Raw genomic sequence first — 20,782 nt, 5'->3', positions numbered from 1 at the left:
TTCATGCGGTGGAACAGGTCAGCAATCACAGGGTTTCGTCGCATGGAACGGATACTGTAAATATCGTATTCCTGAATTGAGCCGCCGCCAAACATACCGCCCGGAGATGTGATTTCCACCCGATCATCAAACATATCAATATGGATTTCGCTGCCAAGCACAATATAATCACGATGGATAAGCGCATTAACAAGAGCCTCTGTCACAGCTCGTTCAGCATAATCCGGCTTGTCTACACGATACTGTGCCTCTTTGACAAAACGGACTTTGGAATTATTGCGAATAAATTCACTGCCGCTTTTCAGTAGATAAATCAGATTCCCTTCGTATTCTTTATCGTCCAATGCATCATCAAAGATAGAGCCTTTTTCCAAGCCATTCCACCGGGTACAGAACATACGGGAGTTATAAACTGTGTGCTGATCGGTCATGAGCTTTCCGGCATTGGTCAAGAACCCATTTTTGTCAGCCAAACCGAAGGAGACATAATCGGATGGCTCAAAGCGGAGACCAGTCCGTTCCAGATAGGTTGCTTCCAGAAGTGTAAAGCTGTAATCCTTTTTTACCGCATCTGTTGTTAGGGTATCAAAGGACTGATTGGTTCCCTTTAAGATCAGTTCATTCACAATGTAATCAGGGGCAATTACGCTTTCATTTCCAACACGGATATATGCTTCCATCACGCCGTCTGCCTTGTAATAATATGGGGTGCTACGGCCGGGAGAAACCTCCAGAGCCAACAGGTTTTTACCATCTTCCTGCAATGGCTTTAAGATAAACTGCGGTAATGGTGTGATACGTTCTTTGATTAAGCGGCTGATCGCTTCAGCATCCTTTTGAACATCGGACAAGCCGATAGGCTCCCGGTCATCGGAGACTCCGAAAAACAGAGTGCCGCCGATTCCATTGGAAAAGGCACTGACACTTTTTAACCAGCTTTTTGGCTTTTTTGTTTCGAGAGCAACTTTGAAATCACATTCAGTTGCTTCGGCAATGAGCTGTTCTATCATTGAAATCTCTCCTTTGAGGTGTAGAATGTTTTTCCTTATTATACCCGGAAAAGAAGATTATTGCAACGATAGAAACAAAGAGTGCTGTTAAAAAGTATTTATAGGATGAAGCATTATGGCAATCTATAAGAATCATAATGCACTTCATCAGAAATTCAAAAAACTATGTTATTCTATAAACCGGAGGTGGAATGATGCAGAAAATTTCAATTGTCGAAGATGATATTGATATTCAGGATATATTGAAAAACCATCTGATGGATGCAGGATATGAAGTTGCCCCTGTCATTATGCTTACTGCACTTTCGGATGAAGAAAACCAGTTACGGGGGTTTGAACAGCAGATTGATGACTATATTCCAAAGCCCTTTTCGCCAAAAATCCTGTTATGCAAGATTGCAGCGATTCTTCGCCGCAGGACTGCGGAAAATCACAATCAATCTCTGCTTACTTATAAAGAGTTGCGTATGGATATTGACGGATTCCATGTATATCAAAGCGGAAAGTATGATGGGCAAGGCGTATTCCATGAATTTACGCAGGAAAGCGTAGATGCCATGGGACGCTGTTCACCAATAATAATGAACCAGGAAAAGGATACAGGAATATTGAAAGTACAATTCAATGTTCGCTATATCCTTTTTTATTGTCAGAATTTGCTTCGTCTCAAACTGTTTTTATTTTGAACGCAAGGATTTCACTTTGCTGTAGGAGCCGTAAACTTTTGTTTTTCCGCTTTTTTTGTAAGAGCGGACTTTGACATAATATGTCTTTTTGGATTTCAGCTTTTTGATCACTTTGCTGGTTGTTTTTTTGCTCTTTACAACAACGGTTTTCTTGTTTTTGAATGATTTTTTTGTAGAATATGTGATTTCATAACCGGAAGCGTTTTTATCTTTTTTCCAGGATACTTTCAGCTTTCCTTTGCCGAATGCTTTTAATTTTACCGTCTGTTTTGCCAGTGATGAGGTTTTGTCCGTTGAAGGAGTGGTATTGGAAGGCTGTGTCTCTGGGGTCTGATTGCTTTCGGAAGGCTGAGTTTCCGGTGTTTTATCGCCTGTATCCGGTGTTTCGGTATTCTGGTACGGCTTTAACAGTTCCGTAAGTTCGTTGATCAGATCAGCGGCATCCGCACTGGTAGCGGATGCAGATTTTAACAGTTCGACAGCTTCATCCTTGTGTGCAGCTAATACCTGATCATTTGCAGCAGCTTTGGCTAAAGCAGCTTCTGCCTGTTTGAGCAGAGAGGACAGCTGTTCTTTCTGTTGATCGGTGATCGGGATTGCAACAGAAATATCTGCATAATCATCAGAAGCAATGGATACGCTGTATGTTCCGGCTTCTGCATCAGCAGGAATACTGCCAAAATCAAGAGAAACGGTTTTCTGAACAGCATCGGAATATAAAGTGTAAGAAGTTTTCTTACGTCCGGATCCTACCGTGTAAAGGACGTTTAAGGTTCCGTTTTTCACGGTTGGAACCTGATTTAAAGTAAAGGTTTTCATATCACTGCTGAAGGTACCGCTGATTTCCTCAGCGTATGCAGGTTTTACAAAGGCACCGTCAGTAAAAGCGTAAACATAATTTCCATCCGGTGTCAGATAAGTGATTTTCTGGATGGTCTTGTTTACCAGTTTTTTAAATTCTGCAGTATTATCTGATTTTGCGATTCCCATCGTTGCAGCTTCGTTGTTTACATTAAAAGCTAATTTGTAAGGCTGAACCCAGATATTGGAGAGATGTTCCAGACCTACTTTATAGCCGTCTGTCGTTTCCAGAATGATTCCCTGGATCGTGGAACCGACAGGGAAGGTGTCTTCTCTTGAATTTCTTAAATATTTGGTGCTGTTTTCTTTTACTTCGATTTCGTACTCGCCCCAGGTAGATGCGGTTGCCAGAGAAGCAGTGGCATCTGTTACGGTATCGATGATTTTAGCGTTGGAAACATAACTTCCGTCACTTTTCAGGGTTTTGTACTGTGCAGGTGCCTCTGCAGGATTTTCATTCAGTGTAATATCAGAAGCTTCTTCATATGCACCGGTCAGTTCTTTGCCCGAATTTTTCAGAATAGAAGCTTCTACATACAGATCAGAATCTACTGCAACATTTACGTTGGAGACTCCCAGAATATGGTAGCCGTCAGCATCCGGAGTAGTTTCTTCATTATAATCTGTCCAGGCATTTGACAGAACTTTGGCTTTTAAGGTTGTGGCAGTTGTGACAACATCGAAGTTGTCTGTACTGCTTACATCACCGGAGTAGAATTCTTTGTAGGTCAGATTGGAGGTTCCGTATAAATTTCCGGAAAGTTTTGTTCCGTCTGTTAAAGCATAATATACCCCACTGTTTCCGATCTGCGTATATCCATCCAAAGCTTCCGCAGAATAAGAATAGGTGTTTCCGGCGATGGAAACAGATTTCAGATCGGCAGCAGATACGGAAACCGGAATCTGCGGAACAGATATCAATGCGGCCAGAGAAGCAGCCAGGAATTTAGTTGATAAATTTTTCGTGTTCATGTCTGATAATAATCTCCTTTTTCAGTTTGAAGTGTTCGGCGTGTCAATAAGTCTGCAGTATTCATTTGTGCAATCACAATTTAAACTTTTGACACTTACATTAAGAAAATGAATGTATAAAAATCTGTGCACTGATTTTTGAACAAAAAAAGAGATCACTCAATAATGCATCTTTCATAGATACGTCATTGGAGGATCCCCTGCCAGGTTTTCATGCATAAATATCCGAACATGAATATTTCATGCATCGAAAATTTAATTGTACAATATACGCCAGGTGATCGAAATCAATCTGACAATCTGGAGAATACTATAAAAAATAAAAACTGTCAAACGAAAAATAGCAAGATGAAAAAGCTTCTCAAAAAGACAAAAAGCCGGAAAGAACAGATAAATGAACTTTCCGACTTTTCTCAAATCAATATCTTACATCTTTTATTCTACATCTTTCAGTGCAGCCAGATCTTCTTCGCCGGTACGGACTTTTACAACATGCCGTACGTCATATACAAAGATCTTGCCATCGCCGATGTGACCGGTATAGAGACATTTTTTGGCAGTTTTGATGACTTTTTCCACCGGGATATTGCCACCGATGACTTCTACTTTAACTTTTGGGAGGAGTGTAGCGTCAACTTCGGCACCACGGTATTTCTCGCCGGAACCTTTCTGGATACCGCAGCCCATAACCTGTGTAACGGTCATACCGGTGACACCAAGTTCATTGAGAGCTTTGCGGAGTTTGTCATACCGGGAAAGTTTTACAAGAATGGAAACTTTGTACATACCGGTTGGATTGGCAGCAACCAGTTCTTCACCGGCTACTTTGACGGCGGCATTTTTCTGTGAATCGCTTGCTTTCGTATAATCAGATTCACCAAGATCTGTATTTTCATTCACATCCATCGTAGCAGTAATATCAGAAATGTTGAATCCGGCATAAGCACTTGCCAGGCCATGCTCGTGATAGTCCAGGCCCTCGATTTCGATATCAGCCGGAACACGCAGACCAACAAGTTTGTCGATGCCCTTGAAAATAATGGTCATGGTAATGATAACCCAGAGCATAACAGAGGCAACACCGAGCAGCTGGATCAGGAAATAATGGATACCTCCGCCGTAAAACAGACCGCCGTCTGTTGCGAACAGGCCAACACAGAGTGTTCCCATGGCACCGCAGGCACCGTGTACGGAAATGGCACCGACCGGATCATCAATTTTTGCGATGCGGTCAAAGAAATCAACGGATACACACAGCAGGATACCTGCAAATAAACCAATAAAGAATGCACCTACAGGGGAAACCTGATCACATCCGGCTGTGATTGCAACCAGACCGGCAAGGGCACCGTTTAATGTCATGGAAACATCCGGCTTACCGTAACGAACCCAGGTAAAGATCATGGCAGTACAGGTTGCGATAGCGGCGGCAAGGTTTGTGTTCATGTATACCAGACTGGCTTTTGTAAGATCGGCATCAGTTGACATTGCAGTTGTGCTTGCTCCGTTAAATCCGAACCAGCAGAACCAGAGAATGAAAACACCGAGTGCGGCAACGGTGAGATTATGACCGGGGATTGCTTTTGGTTTTCCGTCCCTGTCATATTTTCCGATACGAGGACCAAGGATTTTTGCACCGATGCATGCGGTGACACCGCCGACCATATGTACGGCAGTACTTCCGGCAAAATCATGGAAGCCAAGCTGAGAAAGCCAGCCGCCGCCCCAGATCCAGTGACCGGAGATCGGATAGACGATCAGAGAGATCATGGCACTATATAAACAGTAAGCTTTGAAATTGGTTCGCTCTGCCATGGAACCGGAAACGATCGTGGCAGATGTTGCACAGAAAACCGTCTGGAAAATGACGAAACACCAGGTCGGCAGAGATCCAAACTGATAACTTCCGCGGATCAGCGGATCGAGTTTTCCGATAAAAGCACCGCTTCCGCCGAACATCAGACCGAATCCGACCAGCCAGAATGCGGGAGTTCCGATACAAAAATCCATCATATTCTTCATAAGAATATTGCCGGTATTTTTGGCACGCGTAAGTCCGGCCTCACACATTGCAAAACCAGCCTGCATAAAATAAACAAGTGCGGCTCCAAGTAATGTCCAGATGACATCAACAGATGAAAAATTCATAAAAATAACCTCCTTTGCTTATTTTCCCGGTGTGCACATCCCGAAAAACAAAAAAGGCATCAAAACTGAAAATCCATTCAGCTCTGACGCCTTCGTCTCTTGTTGGATAACATTATAAGAAAGAAAAATGAAAAATGCAATATCTAAAATAAACGTAATTTGTTTTGAAAAAACAGTAAAAATTGTTAAAAAATTATAAAAATAAAGCAGAATCCATTTTTGCTTCAGAATCGTAATCAAACAGAAACGATACCTGATCCGGATCATTTATTCATCAAGATCCATTGTTTTGGCCGGAATTCCATTGACGGTTACATTATCATCCACCGTGATAACAAGACATTTTTTGCCATCCACAATACGTGTCTCCACAAGATCAGCATACTCCGGGCTGACCTGAATTGTGATCAGAGGGGTTTTGATCTCAAAACGTCTGGTGTTTACAAGGTTGGAAGCCATAAGGGAAGTATCTTCACCGACTGCATTGTCATAGGCAGCATCAAAATCAGAAAGCTTTTCATCTTCCACACCGCTTCGCTCCAGAAGCTGCTTTACTTCCCTTTTATCCAGCATGACCGGTTCCGGATCATCTTTGTGTTCCTCCATCAGCATAGTCAGATTGTCATGGATATTTTTGACTGTTTCATAATTACATTCTTCACCGAGAGTGTCGGAAATAACAGCCTGGAATGATTCCTTCTGTTCTCCGGCAGTAAGGGAAGCTTCACAGCCAAACATATTTTCCACAAATTCTGCCTGAAGTTCTTCCGGCTTTTTTGAATAGTAGAGCATCGCATGCAGGTCAGTGCTGCGATCATGAAATGCCGGGAACAGGAAACCGCGTTCCGGAAGTTCCACGATCCAGTCACGGATACGGTCACGGATGCGGTTTTCCGCTTCGTTGTAGCACAGTCCGGCTTTGGAGAGCCTGACCGGGCAGATGCAGCACAGGATGTATTCGTAAACCTCATCGGAAGAATCGAACATCTCTGTATTATCTTTGGCCTTTCCAGGAACATCGTAGGCAGCATGTACGAGAATGATAAAATAATTTTCCGCATTGTAATAATGTTCGATGATCTTGTCATAACATTCATCGACAAGAGCATCATCCGTCAGACGGCTGTTTTTTAAACGCAGCAGAAATTCCTGCTCGCCGCCTTCCGCCTCTGCTTTCAGTGGAAATTCCAGATTCAGCAGATTTTTGCCGATTGTTCCGGAAAGTGTCTTCTTGAAAATTTCAAAATATTTAAACATTTCTTCATCAGAAAGCGAAAGAAATGATTCACGCATCTCCAGACGTTTTTCCTTTTCCGAATCGACATAACAGCCGCAGATTCGGGAAATCGTACAGTTGTCCGGTGTGAATTGCTTCTTTAACTCAGAAATCTCTTTTTTATTCATAGGTATCCTCCCCTGTGGTTTGTCTATATCCATGAGCCATACGTGATTTTTCCGTACTTTGTACTCTCAAAATCACGAAAACATTCGGAATTCGCATATTTACTGCGTAAATAGCTGCACCCTCATGTTTTGGCGGTCCTCATAGACACAAATACGTATGCAAGCATCCGTTTTGTGTCCATTTGTCCCTTGAATCATCAGTATTTTAATATAGACCCGGACAAAAAGCAAGAAATGAAAAATTGCCGTTTCTTATTGACAAACGCAGGATTTTGCCCTAAACTGATGAATGAAACAGAGCTGACAGCTCGTCATAGGGGCAAGACGAAGAAAAGGGATAGTACATTTCGGACAATCTACAGAGAGGGGATCACTGGTGCGAGATTCCTGTGCGGAAGAGATGGAACCTGCCTTGGAGTCCTGTATGAAAATACAGCGTAGTTCCGGCGATAACGGAAAATGAGTGAGTACTGTTTTTAACAGTGCTAATCAGGGTGGTACCGCCGAAGAGATGACAAGTCCTTGGTTCCTGCGTTCACGCAGAGACCGGGGCTTTTTTATTAGGTGCCAAAGAGGAGAATTGTGAGAGTACCATGTATGAAACGATTTGTATGGCATCTTCTGGCTTTAATATTTTCAGCAAGAAAAGGAGAAAACGATGGCAAAAGAAAAGAAATTAGTTGAAGCAATCACATCTATGGATGAAGATTTTGCACAGTGGTATACCGATGTGGTAAAAAAAGCAGAGCTGATCGATTATACCAGCGTAAAAGGATGTATGGCGATCAAACCGGCAGGCTATGCAATCTGGGAGAATATCCAGCATGAGCTGGATCGCAGATTCAAAGAGACCGGTGTACAGAATGTATACATGCCGATGCTGATCCCAGAAAGTCTGCTTCAGAAAGAAAAAGATCATGTAGAAGGTTTTGCACCGGAAGTAGCATGGGTAACACACGGAGGACTGGAGCCGCTTCAGGAGCGTATGTGTGTACGTCCAACTTCTGAGACACTGTTCTGCGATTTCTACTCCAGAGATATTCATTCTTACCGTGATCTGCCGAAAGTATACAATCAGTGGTGTTCTGTTATGCGTTGGGAGAAGACAACAAGACCGTTTTTGCGTTCTAGAGAGTTCTTATGGCAGGAAGGACATACCGCACATGCAACAGCAGAAGAAGCAGAAGCACGTACGATCCAGATGCTGAATGTTTATGCAGATTTCTGTGAAGAAGTTCTGGCGATCCCGGTTGTAAAAGGAAGAAAGACCGACAAAGAAAAATTTGCCGGAGCAGAAGCAACTTACACGATTGAATCCCTGATGCACGACGGAAAAGCACTGCAGTCCGGAACAAGCCACAATTTCGGTGATGGATTTGCAAAAGCTTATGATATCCAGTTTACAGACCGTGACAACAAACTGAAATATGTTCACCAGACATCCTGGGGTATGACCACACGTATGATCGGTGCGATCATCATGGTACATGGAGATAACAGCGGTCTGGTGCTGCCGCCGAGAATCGCTCCGGTACAGGTAGATATCATCCCGATCCAGCAGAAAAAGGCAGGCATCCTGGAGAAAGCAGCAGAAGTGGAAGCAACACTGAAAGCGGCTGGATTAAGAGTGAAAACAGATGATACTGACAGAAGTCCGGGATGGAAATTCTCCGAGCAGGAGATGCGTGGTATTCCGGTTCGTGTGGAGATGGGACCAAAAGATATCGAAGCAGGTCAGGCTGTTGTCGTACGCCGTGACACACGTGAAAAGATCACCGTAGCAATCGACGAACTGGCAGCAGAATTGCCGAAGATCCTGGATAGCATGCAGAAAGATATGCTGGAGAGAGCACGCAAACACAGAGATGCACATACTTATGTTGCTCATAACATGGAAGAGTTAAAAGACATCGCAGACAACAAACCAGGATTTATCAAGGCAATGTGGTGCGGTGAACGTGAATGTGAAGATAAATTAAAAGAAGATGCAGGAATCACATCACGCTGTATGCCGTTTGAACAGGAAACCATTTCCGACGTATGCGTATGCTGTGGAAAACCGGCGAAAAAAATGGTATACTGGGGCAAAGCATATTAAAAAATACGGAACGCAGATCAAGAAGCAGCGAAAAAGGCTGTAAATATTCGCTTTAAAACGAAAAGGCCGTAACCTTTCGAAACAAAAATTGTTTTCGAAAGGTTACGGCTGTTTTTGTATCAGATGTGAGATGACTTACGTCTCTGTCATTGCCGGAAGTGTTTGTAAACGTGTGCCAAGTCTCATGTGAGATCGACTTGGCCGGACTGTTTTGGAGAGGTGAGAGTTATTTCTCAGGCTTGCGGTATGCGTACACAGCCAGTCCGTCTTTCATGGGAAGTTTCGGAGATCCCTGGATCAGCGGAAGTGCATAATCAATAAATGCCTGAGCAATATCAGTTCCGTCTTTTGTGATCCATTCAACAGGAACCGTCTTTTCCTGATTGCAGATCAGGTTGACATCCTCAAGGCCACATTCCATCACGTATGGTTTGTCAGATTTACGGACAAAGCTGACCATCTTGCCGGTTTCACCGCTGATGGCAGAAGTCACGCCGAAAGCTCCAGCCTGTGCAGCTTCCAGTGCATCCGTTTCAGACTGCAGGAAGGCAGAACATCTCTGATTGACATTCAGCTCGACCGAGCGAACTTTTACACCGAGGCGGTCACGCACCAGATTTTCCAGATATTTGCCGCAGCCGGTCAGCATTTTGTGTCCAAATGCATCGACACCTGCAGAGGCTGCATATTCACAGATAAAGGTGCCATCCTTGTCATGAATGCCTTCGGATACACAGACGATCAGGTTGTTTTTTGTCTTAAAACATTCTTCCAGAGAAGCAAGGAAAGATTCCTGGTCAAAATCCGCCTCCGGCAGATAAATCAGCACCGGGTTGTCCTGCTCGAATTTGCGGGCAAGTACGGATGCTGCGGTCAGCCAGCCGGCATGGCGGCCCATGATCTCAATGATAGTAACAGATTTTGTATTATAAACAGAAGCGTCCAGTCCGATTTCACAGACGGAAGCAGCCACATATTTTGCGGCACTGCCGAATCCCGGTGTGTGGTCGGTGAGGATCAGGTCGTTGTCGATCGTTTTCGGAATACCCATGATACGTACATCAATGTTGTGGGCAGCAGCATAGCGGGAAAGCTTGCTGACCGTATCCATAGAATCGTTTCCTCCTATATAAAAGAAGTAACCGATGTTCATCTCTTCAAATTTCTGAAACAGCAGAGGATAGATCGCATCATTTAAATCATCCGGAAGTTTGAAACGGCAGGAACCAAGGTAAGCCCCTGGAGTTGTACGCAGAGCTTCCAGTGTATCGTTATCCAGTTCTTTCATATCCATAAAGCGTCCGTCTAAAAATCCCTGGATGCCGTTGATCATGCCGTAGACATGTTCAATCTCTTCGCTGCGGTTAAAACCTTCACGGATCACACCGTAAAGACTGCTGTTGATAACGGCGGTCGGTCCGCCGGACTGTCCTACAATTAAATTTTTCACAAGTTAAGCTCCTTTCAGCTTCTTTTTGGCATTCCTTTCTATTTTACTACATTTCCTGAAAAAAAACTATTATGAATCGCGGGAAATTCTAAAAATAATTCTCTCTGTTTCATCCATTACTTTTTTAGAATATTTTTGGAAATATTCAGGAAAAGTCAAAGAAACCGACCGAAAAATTTACGGAATCTCGTACAAACGAGGTAAAAACATAAAAAATAATTGACAAGCACAAAACCCGGCGGTATTATAGAACACAAGATTTTTTATTAAAATATAATAAAGATAAAAAATCTGTAAAGTGAAGTTTTAGAAGGAGGAAAAATATTATGAAAAAATTCACAAGATTTTTTGCTACCGTTGCAGCAGTCTCTATGGTAGCTGCTTCTTTGGCAGGATGTGGAAGTAAATCTGACAACACAGCAAGCACAGACACAACTGCTGATTCAGCAACAGCAGGTGATACACTGAAGATTGGCGGAATCGGACCGATCACCGGAGGAGCAGCCGTATATGGACTGGCTGTTAAAAATGCAGCAGAGCTGGCAGTAAAAGAGATCAACGAAGCAGGCGGTATCAACGGCATGCAGGTTGAATTTAAATTTGAAGATGATGAGCATGATGCAGAAAAATCGGTAAACGCTTACAACTCCCTGAAAGACTGGGGTATGCAGATGCTGATGGGTACTGTTACATCAACACCGTGTACAGCAGTTGTTGAGAAAACACATGAAGACAATATGTTCCAGCTGACACCGTCAGGTTCCGCTGTAGAATCTATCAAATATGACAATGCATTCCGTGTATGCTTTTCTGATCCGGGTCAGGGTACTGCATCTGCAAAATACATCGGTGAGAATAAGCTGGCATCAAAAGTAGCCGTTATCTACAACAGCTCTGATGTATATTCTTCCGGTATTTATCAGAAATTTGCAGAAGAGGCAAAAAATCAGGACTTCGAAGTTGTTTCTGCTGAAGCATTTACCGAAGACAGCAAGACAGACTTCTCAGTACAGCTGCAGAAAGCAAAGGATGCAGGTGCTGACATGGTATTCCTGCCGATCTACTATACAGAAGCTTCTCTGATCCTGACACAGGCAAACTCCATGGGTTATGCTCCGACATTCTTCGGATGTGACGGTCTGGATGGTCTGTTGGCAGTTAAGAACTTCGATACAAAACTGGCTGATGGCGTTATGCTTCTGACACCGTTTGCAGCTGATGCAGATGATGAAAAGACACAGGCATTTGTTTCTGCTTACAAAGAAGCTTACGGCGATACACCGAACCAGTTCGCAGCGGATACTTACGATGCAATCTATATCATGAAAGCAGCAGCAGAAAAAGCAGGTGTGACAGCTGATATGAGCGTAAGCGACATCTGTGATGCAATGAAAACTGCCATGACAGAGATCAGCTACGATGGTCTGACCGGTGAAGGTATGACCTGGACAGCAGACGGTGAGCCGGATAAGGCACCAAAAGCTGTCGTGATCAAAGACGGTGTTTACACAGCAATGTAATGATGCCGGTGTCGATTGTGGGAGTGCGAAGCACGGAACATCCACAGGCATCTCAGGTGGGGATTTTTGCCCCCCAACATCATCGTAATAAAAATGAAGAGGCACTTACAATTCGGTAAGGAAGCCCAGAGGAGGGCTGCCATGGGCAGCCCTTTTTCCTGTTATAAGCGAATCCTATTGAATAAGTAGGCAAACACAGAAAACAACCATACACAGATATCAAAGGTAGACTTGTAAAGTCTGTTTTTGATATCTGTGTGGTATTCTTATTTTTAAGAAAACGATGGTTATATTAAAAATACGACAAGGGGTGTGCGTATGAGTTTTATTTCTTATCTGATCAACGGTATCAGCCTTGGAAGTGTCTATGCAATCATAGCACTTGGCTATACAATGGTATACGGTATCGCAAAGATGCTGAATTTTGCACATGGTGATATCATCATGGTAGGCGGTTATGCAGCTTTTATCTCCATGAATTCTTTAGGCGTGAATCCAATTCTGGCAGTTATATTATCAGTTGTCATCTGTACGATTCTCGGACTGGTTATTGAGCGTGTTGCTTACCGTCCGCTTCGAAATGCATCTTCACCGCTGGCTGTTCTGATCACAGCGATCGGTGTCAGCTATCTGCTTCAGAACCTTGCACTTCTGATGTTCGGTGCAGATACAAAATCTTTTACATCTGTTGTAACAGTTCCGGCAGTTGTGCTGGCAGGCGGAAAACTGACGATCTCCGGTGAGACGATCGTTACTGTTCTTGCATGTATGATCATCATGATCGGTCTGACACTGTTCATTAACAAGACAAAAGCAGGTCAGGCAATGCTGGCAGTTTCGGAGGATCGAGGTGCTGCACAGCTGATGGGCATCAATGTAAATGGAACGATTGCCCTTACCTTTGCAATCGGTTCTGCACTGGCAGCAATCGCAGCGGTTCTGCTGTGTTCTGCTTATCCTTCCCTGACACCGTACACCGGAGCCATGCCTGGTATCAAAGCATTCGTAGCCGCTGTATTTGGTGGTATCGGATCGATTCCGGGAGCATTGATCGGAGGTATTTTGCTTGGTATTATTGAAATTCTCGGCAAAGCATATATTTCCTCTCAGATGGCAGATGCGATCGTATTCGGAGTTCTGATCGTTGTACTTCTGGTAAAACCAAGCGGATTGCTTGGAAAGCAGATTCAGGAGAAAGTGTAGGTGGCAGCGATGAAAAAATTAAAATTAAACAAAACGACAAAAAACAATCTGATCACATACGGAATCGTCATCCTCGCTTATATCATCGTAGAAGCAATGCTGGCAGGAGGTCAGGTCTCCAGTCTGATGAAGGGACTTTTAGTTCCACTCTGTGTTTATGTGATTCTGGCTGTATCTTTGAATCTTGTGGTAGGTATTTTAGGTGAGCTGAGTCTTGGACATGCAGGATTTATGTGTGTGGGTGCATTCTCCAGTGCATTCTTCTCAAAATGCACCGCAGGAATGATGCCGGATGGACTTCGTTTCTTTCTGGCACTGCTGATTGGAGCTGCTGTTGCGGCTCTGTTCGGACTGATTATTGGAATCCCGGTACTGCGACTGAAAGGTGACTACCTGGCGATCGTTACCCTGGCATTTGGTGAGATCATCAAGAACCTGATCAACGTATTCTTTATCGGAAAAGATGCAAATGGTTTCCATTTTTCTATGAAGGATGCCATGTCGCTGAACATGGACGGAGGAGATGTTATCATTAACGGACCGCAGGGAATCACCGGAACGCCAAATGATTCTACGTTTACCATCGGCGTGATCCTGGTACTGATCACACTGGTTATCGTACTGCATCTGATCAATTCCAGAGACGGACGTGCGATCATGTCTATCCGTGACAACCGTATCGCAGCTGAGTCTGTCGGTATCAATATTACAAAATACAAACTGATGGCATTTATTATTTCAGCAGCCCTTGCCGGAGTTGCCGGTGTTCTGTATGCACATAACCTGGCTACCCTGACTGCACTGCCGAAAAACTTTGGTTATAACCAGTCGATCATGATCCTGGTATTTGTTGTACTTGGCGGTATCGGAAGCACAAGAGGTTCTATGATCGCAGCCGTTGTACTGACACTGCTTCCGGAGCTTCTGCGCGGACTGAATGACTACCGTATGCTGATCTATGCAATCGTTCTGATCGTGATGATGCTTCTGAACTGGAGCCCGAAAGCACTGGAAATGAGAGAACGTTATTCACCGAAGCGTCTGCTTGCAAAGAGAAAAGAAGCAAAGGAGGCGAAATAATATGGAGAACATGTTAGAGGTAAAGAATCTGAGCATTTCATTCGGAGGACTGCGTGCCGTATCCGAATTTGATATGAATATCGGAAAAGGTCAGCTCTATGGCCTGATCGGACCGAACGGTGCCGGAAAAACAACCATATTTAACTTGCTGACAGGTGTTTACAAACCGGATGAAGGTATTGTAAAATTAGATGGACAGGACATTACCGGAAAGAAGACCATTGATATCAACAAAGCAGGTATCGCCCGTACTTTCCAGAATATCCGCCTGTTCTCACAGATGTCCGTACTGGACAATGTAAAAGTAGGACTGCACAATCATCATCACTACAATACGCTCGAAGGGATTCTGCGTCTGCCGCATTACCGTAAGGTGGAAAAAGAGATGAATGAACGTGCGATGGAGCTTTTGAAAGTGTTCGACCTTGAGAAGGATGCCGAGTATCTGGCTTCTAACCTGCCATATGGACAGCAGAGAAAACTGGAGATCGCCAGAGCACTTGCAACTGATCCGAAGCTTCTGCTTCTGGATGAGCCGGCAGCCGGCATGAATCCGAACGAGACAAAAGAACTGATGGAAACGATCAGCTTTGTGCGTGATCATTTTAATATGACAATCCTTCTGATTGAACACGACATGAAACTGGTTTCCGGTATCTGTGAAGAGCTGACCGTACTGAATTTCGGAAAAGTACTGGCACAGGGACCGACTGCGGAAGTACTGAATGATCCGCAGGTTATCACAGCATATCTGGGAGAATAGGAGGAAATGGACTTATGGCAATGCTTGAGGTAAAAGATCTGAATGTATACTACGGTATGATTCAGGCGATCAAGGGGATTTCCTTTGAAGTAAATCAGGGAGAAGTCATCGCACTGATCGGTGCCAACGGAGCCGGAAAGACTACAACACTTCATGCAGTCACAGGGCTGACACCGGTGAAATCAGGCCATATTTTCTTCGAAGGAAAAGATATTACAAAAGTGCCGGCTCACAAGATCGTTTCTATGGGAATGGCACACGTTCCGGAAGGACGACGCGTATTTGCACAACTCAGTGTTTATCAGAACCTGAAAATGGGTGCTTATACACGAAAAGACAAAGACGAGATCAGGCAGACACTTGATATGGTATATGAGCATTTCCCGCGTCTGGAAGAACGTAAGAACCAGATGGCAGGTACGCTTTCCGGTGGTGAACAGCAGATGCTTGCAATGGGACGTGCACTGATGTCTCATCCGAAGATCATCCTTATGGATGAACCGTCTATGGGACTTTCACCGATTTTTGTAAATGAGATTTTCGAAATTATCAAGAAAGTCAGTGCAGCCGGCACGACCGTACTTCTGGTAGAGCAGAATGCAAAGAAAGCACTCTCCATCGCAGACAGAGCATATGTCCTGGAAACAGGCAAAATTATCTTACAGGGTGATGCAGACAAGCTGTTAAATGATGAGTCTGTTAAGAAAGCATACCTTGGAGAATAAAAGGGGGTTTGTGCTATGGGAAAACTGATCGTTACGATCGCAAGACAGTATGGAAGCGGTGGAAAAACCATCGGTCAGATGCTGGCAGAAAATCTGGGTGTAAACTGTTATAACAGAGAAATTCTGCGTATGGCATCCGATGACAGCGGAATCAAAGAAGAGCTGTTCAATCAGGCAGATGAAAAACTTCGCAATAATCCGCTCTTTGGAAATTCCACAAGAATCTACAAAGGCGGGCTGATCCAGCCAGATCATGGCGGATTTGTCTCCGCAGACAATCTCTTTAATTATCAGGCAAAAGTGATCAAAGAACTGGCAGAGAAAGAGTCCTGTGTATTTATCGGACGCTGTGCAGACTTTGTTCTCAAAGACCGCCCGGATGTGATGAGCGTCTTTATCCATGCACCGCAGGATTACTGCCTGGCACGTGGTATGGAACGCAACTCCATGACGGAAAAAGAGATGGAAAGATTTATAGCAAAGACAGACAAGTATCGAGGTGATTTCTATCATTATTATACCGGACGCACCTGGAACGATGCGAGAAATTACGATCTGTGTCTGGACAGCAGCAAGCTTGGATTTGACAAATGCGTAGAAGCAATCAAGGCATACGCAAAAGTAAGATTTGGCGAAGATATTTTTGAATAAGCGTCCAGCAATGCAGCAAGTATCAGGAGCAGATGTGAGATACTTGCATAAATAAAGCAAGAATGCGGCAGGGAGAGGAAACTTTCTCTGTCGTTTTTGTCTCTTAGCTGAAGAAAACTTTTTATAGCGATTCTGTCAGGTAAATGTCAGCAGAGTTGACCAGAATTGCATGCCAGATCTCATTTGCGTTCGACTTAAAAAGAAGCAGGCAACAAACAGGTGTGTTTGAGTCAAATTTATGTGGAGAGGATAATATGACACTACGAGAAGAAGCAGATAAAATCATAAAAGAAGCGATCACAAAAGTACTGCCGGATGAGGCAGTGAAACAGGCACTGAAAAACAGAAAACCAGTAAAAGGAAAACTTTACCTTGTGGCGGTTGGAAAAGCAGCCTGGCAGATGGCAAATGCAGCCGCAAACCTCCTGAATGGACAGATTGAGAAAGGGATTGTGATCACGAAATACGGACATATTCAGGGAGACATTCCGGGGATCGAATGTTTTGAAGCAGGACATCCGGTTCCGGATACAAATACCTTTGCGGCCACACAGAAAGTGATCGAGCTGACAGAAGAATTGCAGGCAGACGATCAGGTACTATTTCTGCTTTCCGGAGGCGGCTCCGCCCTTTTTGAAAAACCATTGATAAGTACAGAAGAATTATCGGATATAACAAAGCAGCTGCTTGCATGCGGGGCAGATATTGTAGAAATGAACACCATACGGAAAAGACTGTCCGCAGTCAAAGGCGGAAAATTTGCCGGACTCTGTGAACCGGCAGCCATATTTGCGATTGTACTGAGCGATATCGTCGGAGATCCGCTTGATATGATCGCATCCGGACCGGCATATGCAGACTCTTCGACCGCATCCGATGCAATCGCAATCGCAGAAAAATATCACTTAAAACTCAGCGAGAAGGCAAGAACATTACTGGAGATGAAAACAGCAAAAGCAGTAACAAATGTGGAAACCAGGATCACCGGAAGCGTCAGAAATCTGTGCCTGGCAGCAAAAGAAGCCTGCGAAAAACTTGGCTACGAAAGCATGATCCTCACAGATGCCCTGCAGTGTGAGGCAAAAGAAGCAGGAGCATTTTTAGCAGCGATCGCAAAAACACATCAAAATACAGACAAAAGCCTTGCTTTTATCGCGGGAGGCGAGACGATCGTCCACGTGACAGGAAAAGGACTCGGCGGACGCAACCAGGAGCTGGCACTTGCGGCGGCAGAAGGACTGGCTGCATGCAGAAATACTGCCATTTTCAGCGTCGGAAGCGACGGAACCGACGGACCGACCGATGCAGCCGGTGGCTATTGCGATGAAAATACAAAAAGAAAACTGCAGCTGGAAGGAATGGACGTTTATGAAGTGCTGAAAGAAAATGATGCCTACCATGCACTGAAAAAGACAGGAGGACTGATCATTACCGGAGCAACCGGGACAAATGTGAACGATGTGGCAGTGGTGCTGATACGGCGGAGATTCTTGTGATAATCAGCTTTTCACTCGGGAAGGCCCCCTTTTTGGTAACCTTCCGAAAACTGGAGTTCACACTTTCAATTGGGTTTGTCGGGGTATCGTCAAAAATAGTGTGTAAAATAATACAGCCATGATGAATCCGAACAGGAAATGCAGCGTGTCAGGAGATTGTTTTCGAATCATCATAGCGTCATATTTTACATATAAGTTTTCTTAATGCCCATCTTTTTGCCCTTCGGATAAGAAGCATCCCTCGCTCTAAAGAGCTCGGTCAATTTTTATTTTGCTACTTATTGCCAATCCATTGTTTTGCGATTTCGACATTTACTTGCAGTGCCGAAGCAATTTGCTCAACCGGAACGTGAAGTTCTGCAAAAGCAATAGCAGCATCCTTTTTTGCAGTATCAATGCCGCTATTAAATCCGTTATTAAATCCATCGCTGAATCCAGCAGCCACACCAGCTTCATACTCGGTTTTTCGTAATTTGCGTTCTTCCTCTTCTTTGTCGTATTCGAATATACTCATCGAGATCACCTCCGATTTATTTGCACGAAGAAATTCGGAAAGAATGTCGTTACGGATACATTCATCAACCGCCAGCTTAACTGCTTCGTTCAAATCCAATTCCTTCGCATACTTACGGACACAGTGTACATACTGCGCATATTCTCTTAAAGTCTGGCATTGTTCCATCAGCTCTTTATTAAGCCCTTCATTGATGTTTATTGTCAGCACTTCCAGCTCCAGTTTCGGTTCGCCGGACAGATTTTCGAAAGATTCTGACAAATGGTTTAACCAATGGTCTTTCTTTTTTTCAGTTCCATTATAAAATACAATAAACTGTGGTGCCGGGATTTTCAGCAGTGTGGAAGAGTAAAGCGATTTATGATCGACTAACTTCTGATATTCGCTGGAAATATAGAATAAATCCCGCAGCGGCATATTTGGGTTATAAGTAGACTGATGTTCATATAGAAACAAGTCAGTACCAATAATGAAAGCCAGATCATTTTTCATTCCCATATAAATAGCATTCTCCAATGTGACAATCTCAAGCATTTCAGGGTCATCGTAATGTGAACCGCTAACTGCATTATAAAGCGACAATAAATTTTGACGGTCAGAAAACAGCATACGAAATACCGTATCCTTGTAATTACGATTTGCAGTTGCTTGTTCTTTTTGAGCCATAGGCAGTACCTCCTTATGCAGGAGTGTACCAAAATGCGACAGCCATACGGTTTATACTCTTTTTCACAGTTTGAAACTCCTGCTTTTTAAATTGATTTGTTTGATTGAAAAGCATGAATTTCTGAAGTGTGAATTAGAAAATATAGATGGCAGGATGCCAAGAACGTTAAGAAATATGCTTTGAAAATATATTACCACATAGCTCTCATTATTTCAATATGTTTTAAAAAGATAATTAAAGTCAACATAAGCAATAAGATTCCAGCGACTGTATAGAAAAGCAGATACAAATTTTTACTTTGCAACATAGTATAGAAACAAAATACAGAAAGCAGCATTTTATGAATGATCAGAAGCTTGAAAATCTTCTAAATCTTGCACTGGATGCTACAGATGCAGAACGGGAAAAATCTTTAAACATGAATTTCGGGTATGACAGGCAGAATCGGATTTGGGAGCTGATCGTGCGATATCACGGTGATCTTTCCGGGGTTGGGGAGCGGACAAAAGAGATTATCCTGTTATCCGGCGGCTATGCGATCATTACGGCAGAAGAGAGCGAGATTGACTGGATTTCCTCGCAGCCGGAAGTCGAATACATCGAAAAGCCGAAAAGACTGTTTTTTTCAGCAGCACAGGGCAGAAGTGCCTCCTGTATCAATCCACTTCAGACCGGGGCATTTGATCTGAGAGGCCAGGGCGTTTTGGTGGCGGTGATCGATTCCGGCGTAGACTATTTTCATCCGGATTTCCGAAATGAGGATGGTACAACCAGAATCTTGTCACTTTGGGATCAGACAATCCAAAGACCAAAAAGAAATGATGCAATGGAGACAGATATAACAAGCAAAGGAGAAAATATATCGGAAGAAGGGACAGAAGACACAGGAAAAATCAAAGAAGGAACCGGCGAAGAAATCCGGGGTGTGGAATATACAAAAGAGCAGATCAATGAGGCACTTGCTGCCGGAAGCAGAGAAGCAGGATATCGCATCGTTCCATCCAGAGATCTGAGCGGACACGGAACGGAAGTACTCGGTATCGCAGCCGGAAATGGTCAGGCATCCGGCGGACAGTATCGTGGTGTGGCATCGAAGAGCGATATTCTGGTCGTGAAAATCGGAACAGCCGGTTCAGAGTTTGCCGGAACCGTAGAACTGATGCTGGCACTGGACTACGTGATCAGAAAAGCGATGGAACTTGGGAAGCCTGTTGCGATCAACCTGAGCTTTGGAAATGTATATGGCTCGCATGTGCCATATACCAGAGGCATTCTTGGATTAAACAGAAGTTAAAAAACAATCCTGCAGCTTAACAACAATTTAATGAAAATGGCAGAATCTGTCTGTTACAATACAAGTAACGAAAGCTTTCGAATCTGAAACGGAGAAAAGACTATGCAGATGAAAGAGGTCATAAGATCAAAGCGAAAAGAGTGCGGTTATACGCAAGAGCAGGTTACGTTCTTTCGAGAAAATAAGGTAGTGTAAAATAGTTTGTGTTTCTGGTAAAAAATGGCTCCTTTTTGGTAAGAA

The 20,782-nt window shown here is 43.8% G+C and carries 16 protein-coding genes; 10 read left to right on the top strand and 6 right to left on the bottom strand.

Annotation, left to right across the window (positions count from 1 at the left end; all coding sequences use genetic code 11):
- The coding region (locus ACLTL4_RS08215) for an RNA-binding domain-containing protein (protein ID WP_412320400.1) at positions 1-1,010 on the bottom strand (1,010 nt) is incomplete at its 3' end.
- 194 nt (positions 1,011-1,204) lie between these two features.
- On the opposite strand from ACLTL4_RS08215, the gene ACLTL4_RS08210 reads away from it, so the two are divergent.
- Positions 1,205-1,696 (top strand): response regulator transcription factor, encoded by a 492-nt coding sequence (locus tag ACLTL4_RS08210; RefSeq protein WP_412320399.1) that lies wholly within the window; start codon positions 1,205-1,207, stop codon positions 1,694-1,696.
- Here the strand turns inward: ACLTL4_RS08210 and ACLTL4_RS08205 are convergent.
- The 3 genes from ACLTL4_RS08205 to ACLTL4_RS08195 all read right to left on the bottom strand — a co-directional run bounded on the left by ACLTL4_RS08205 (position 1,688) and on the right by ACLTL4_RS08195 (position 7,081).
- Positions 1,688-3,529, bottom strand: coding sequence for a fibronectin type III domain-containing protein (locus ACLTL4_RS08205; protein WP_022119624.1), 1,842 nt, complete (start codon positions 3,527-3,529; stop codon positions 1,688-1,690). The genes ACLTL4_RS08210 and ACLTL4_RS08205 overlap by 9 nt on opposite strands.
- Before the next feature lie 435 nt (positions 3,530-3,964).
- Positions 3,965-5,677 (bottom strand): ammonium transporter, encoded by a 1,713-nt coding sequence (locus tag ACLTL4_RS08200; RefSeq protein WP_412320398.1) that lies wholly within the window; start codon positions 5,675-5,677, stop codon positions 3,965-3,967.
- Positions 5,678-5,944: 267 nt separating this feature from the next.
- Entirely contained in the window at positions 5,945-7,081 is a 1,137-nt protein-coding gene (locus tag ACLTL4_RS08195) for a DUF4317 domain-containing protein (protein WP_412320397.1), read from the bottom strand.
- A gap of 658 nt (positions 7,082-7,739) precedes the next feature.
- On the opposite strand from ACLTL4_RS08195, the gene proS reads away from it, so the two are divergent.
- Positions 7,740-9,179 (top strand): proline--tRNA ligase, encoded by a 1,440-nt coding sequence (gene proS, locus ACLTL4_RS08190; protein WP_022119621.1) that lies wholly within the window; start codon positions 7,740-7,742, stop codon positions 9,177-9,179.
- Between the two features lie 226 nt (positions 9,180-9,405).
- Here the strand turns inward: proS and ACLTL4_RS08185 are convergent, their stop codons facing one another.
- Complete coding sequence (locus ACLTL4_RS08185; protein ID WP_022119620.1) at positions 9,406-10,629, bottom strand: 6-phosphofructokinase; 1,224 nt, start codon at positions 10,627-10,629, stop codon at positions 9,406-9,408.
- A gap of 326 nt (positions 10,630-10,955) precedes the next feature.
- On the opposite strand from ACLTL4_RS08185, the gene ACLTL4_RS08180 reads away from it, so the two are divergent.
- From ACLTL4_RS08180 to ACLTL4_RS08150, 7 genes are all read left to right on the top strand, one after another.
- Positions 10,956-12,149, top strand: a complete 1,194-nt coding sequence (locus ACLTL4_RS08180; protein WP_022119619.1) for an ABC transporter substrate-binding protein — start codon at positions 10,956-10,958, stop codon at positions 12,147-12,149.
- 318 nt (positions 12,150-12,467) lie between these two features.
- Positions 12,468-13,352 (top strand): branched-chain amino acid ABC transporter permease, encoded by an 885-nt coding sequence (locus ACLTL4_RS08175; protein ID WP_147631859.1) that lies wholly within the window; start codon positions 12,468-12,470, stop codon positions 13,350-13,352.
- Positions 13,353-13,361: 9 nt separating this feature from the next.
- Complete coding sequence (locus ACLTL4_RS08170; RefSeq protein ID WP_412290372.1) at positions 13,362-14,432, top strand: branched-chain amino acid ABC transporter permease; 1,071 nt, start codon at positions 13,362-13,364, stop codon at positions 14,430-14,432.
- A 1-nt stretch (position 14,433) separates the two neighbouring features.
- Positions 14,434-15,195: an ABC transporter ATP-binding protein gene (locus ACLTL4_RS08165; RefSeq protein WP_147631861.1), complete on the top strand. Its 762-nt coding sequence runs from the start codon at positions 14,434-14,436 to the stop codon at positions 15,193-15,195.
- 14 nt (positions 15,196-15,209) lie between these two features.
- On the top strand, positions 15,210-15,920 hold the full coding sequence (locus ACLTL4_RS08160; protein WP_022119615.1) for an ABC transporter ATP-binding protein: 711 nt from the start codon (positions 15,210-15,212) through the stop codon (positions 15,918-15,920).
- Between the two features lie 15 nt (positions 15,921-15,935).
- Positions 15,936-16,571: an AAA family ATPase gene (locus ACLTL4_RS08155; protein ID WP_147631862.1), complete on the top strand. Its 636-nt coding sequence runs from the start codon at positions 15,936-15,938 to the stop codon at positions 16,569-16,571.
- Between the two features lie 254 nt (positions 16,572-16,825).
- Complete coding sequence (locus ACLTL4_RS08150; protein ID WP_412290369.1) at positions 16,826-18,067, top strand: glycerate kinase; 1,242 nt, start codon at positions 16,826-16,828, stop codon at positions 18,065-18,067.
- A 274-nt stretch (positions 18,068-18,341) separates the two neighbouring features.
- On the opposite strand, the gene ACLTL4_RS08145 is transcribed toward ACLTL4_RS08150, so the two are convergent.
- Positions 18,342-19,247, bottom strand: a complete 906-nt coding sequence (locus ACLTL4_RS08145; protein WP_173897600.1) for a hypothetical protein — start codon at positions 19,245-19,247, stop codon at positions 18,342-18,344.
- A 341-nt stretch (positions 19,248-19,588) separates the two neighbouring features.
- Here ACLTL4_RS08145 and ACLTL4_RS08140 point away from each other — a divergent pair, with 341 nt between their 5' ends.
- A complete protein-coding gene (locus tag ACLTL4_RS08140) occupies positions 19,589-20,542 on the top strand; it encodes a S8 family serine peptidase (RefSeq protein ID WP_022119829.1) in 954 nt (317 codons plus the stop codon).
- The last annotated feature ends 240 nt before the right edge of the window (positions 20,543-20,782 follow it).

This window comes from Hominisplanchenecus sp. (assembly GCF_046967715.1).
GTDB classification, from domain to species: Bacteria; Bacillota; Clostridia; order Lachnospirales; family Lachnospiraceae; genus Hominisplanchenecus; species Hominisplanchenecus faecis.
The sequence above is the reverse complement of the archived record's forward strand: the minus strand, read 5'-3'. Positions and strand labels throughout refer to the sequence as shown.

Coding starts and splice junctions, on each gene's coding strand:
- ACLTL4_RS08210 (WP_412320399.1), top strand. CDS start 1,205: ATGCAGAAAATTTCAATTGTCGAAGATGATATTGATATTCAGGATATA.
- ACLTL4_RS08205 (WP_022119624.1), bottom strand. CDS start 3,529: ATGAACACGAAAAATTTATCAACTAAATTCCTGGCTGCTTCTCTGGCC.
- ACLTL4_RS08200 (WP_412320398.1), bottom strand. CDS start 5,677: ATGAATTTTTCATCTGTTGATGTCATCTGGACATTACTTGGAGCCGCA.
- ACLTL4_RS08195 (WP_412320397.1), bottom strand. CDS start 7,081: ATGAATAAAAAAGAGATTTCTGAGTTAAAGAAGCAATTCACACCGGAC.
- proS (WP_022119621.1), top strand. CDS start 7,740: ATGGCAAAAGAAAAGAAATTAGTTGAAGCAATCACATCTATGGATGAA.
- ACLTL4_RS08180 (WP_022119619.1), top strand. CDS start 10,956: ATGAAAAAATTCACAAGATTTTTTGCTACCGTTGCAGCAGTCTCTATG.
- ACLTL4_RS08175 (WP_147631859.1), top strand. CDS start 12,468: ATGAGTTTTATTTCTTATCTGATCAACGGTATCAGCCTTGGAAGTGTC.
- ACLTL4_RS08170 (WP_412290372.1), top strand. CDS start 13,362: ATGAAAAAATTAAAATTAAACAAAACGACAAAAAACAATCTGATCACA.
- ACLTL4_RS08165 (WP_147631861.1), top strand. CDS start 14,434: ATGGAGAACATGTTAGAGGTAAAGAATCTGAGCATTTCATTCGGAGGA.
- ACLTL4_RS08160 (WP_022119615.1), top strand. CDS start 15,210: ATGGCAATGCTTGAGGTAAAAGATCTGAATGTATACTACGGTATGATT.
- ACLTL4_RS08155 (WP_147631862.1), top strand. CDS start 15,936: ATGGGAAAACTGATCGTTACGATCGCAAGACAGTATGGAAGCGGTGGA.
- ACLTL4_RS08150 (WP_412290369.1), top strand. CDS start 16,826: ATGACACTACGAGAAGAAGCAGATAAAATCATAAAAGAAGCGATCACA.
- ACLTL4_RS08145 (WP_173897600.1), bottom strand. CDS start 19,247: ATGGCTCAAAAAGAACAAGCAACTGCAAATCGTAATTACAAGGATACG.
- ACLTL4_RS08140 (WP_022119829.1), top strand. CDS start 19,589: ATGAATGATCAGAAGCTTGAAAATCTTCTAAATCTTGCACTGGATGCT.